At 72.7% G+C, this 1,137-nt stretch carries 1 protein-coding gene; it reads right to left on the bottom strand.

What is annotated here, in order from left to right:
• A partial coding sequence (locus tag RMP09_RS02665; RefSeq protein WP_310564461.1) for a complex I subunit 5 family protein occupies positions 1-1,137 on the bottom strand: 1,137 nt, incomplete at both ends.

Genomic DNA, 1,137 nt, shown 5'->3' on the forward strand with positions numbered 1-1,137 from the left:
GCAGGCGGCGCAGTGGTTCGCCTGCGGCAACCAGGGCCACGGCCACCAGAGCCAGGGCCAGGGCCGCCAGTTGCGGGGCCGCCGGCACCTCTGCCGAGGCCTTGTCGGCGGGGGCATCGGCGAAGGCCCGAGACAGGGCGTGGAACAGGAACGCGGCCGACAGCAGGCTGCCGGCCAGCACCACCGCCACGGCCCACCAGGCACCGGCGCGCACCGCGGCTTCGACCAGCGCGAACTTGCCGACGAAGCCGCCCGTGGGCGGCAGACCGACCAAGCTGAGCGCGGCCAGCGCGAAGGCGGTGGCGGTGATCGGCAGCCGCGAGCCGAAGCCTGCCATCGCGTCGATGCGGTCATGCCCGTAGGCGGCCAGCAGCGAGCCGGCGCACATGAACATCGAGGCCTTGGCCGCCGCATGGCTGGCCGCGAGCAGCACGGCGGCATGCATCGCCCCACCTGCCGAGCCCCCCGCCACCGCCAACGGCAGCGCGATCATCAAGTAGCCCAGTTGAGCCACGGTGGAGTAGGCGATCATGGCCTTGAGGCGCGCCTGGCGCAGCGCCTGCAGGCCGCCCCAAAGCACGGCGAGCGCGCCTAGCGCACCCAGCAACGCGGGCACCACGCCGGCGCCCGGCAGGGGACCGAACAGGTCCAGCCACAGCCGCGCGAGCAGGTAGAAGCCGGCCTTGACGACCAGGGCCGACAACGCTGCCGACACCGGCGCCGGCGCCGATCCGTGCGCCGGCGGCAGCCAGAAGTGAAGCGGGAAGATCGCGGTCTTGACGAGTAACCCGGCGGTCATCAGCGCCGCGGCCAGCCACACCGACAGGCCGGGCTGCAGGCTCTGGCGCAGCTGCAGCAGGTCCATCGTCTGGTGCGCCGCGTACAACAGCTCGACGCCCAGAATGTAGAGCATGGAGCCCAGCAGCGCGAACAGCAGGTAGCGCAGTGCGGCGGCGGCCGCACCCGCGCCGGCCAGCGCCACCAGTGCCACCGCGGCCAGCCCGAGCAGTTCCAGCGTGACGTAGATGTTGAACAGGTCGCCCGACAGGTACAGCGCGTTGAGTGCGCCCCAGGCCAGCAGCCACACCGGCCAGAACAGCCACTGGGTCGAGGCCGGCGCTGGCGGCGCGACTTCGC

The organism is Hydrogenophaga sp. (genome assembly GCF_031426985.1).
Taxonomy (GTDB): Bacteria; Pseudomonadota; Gammaproteobacteria; order Burkholderiales; family Burkholderiaceae_C; genus Hydrogenophaga.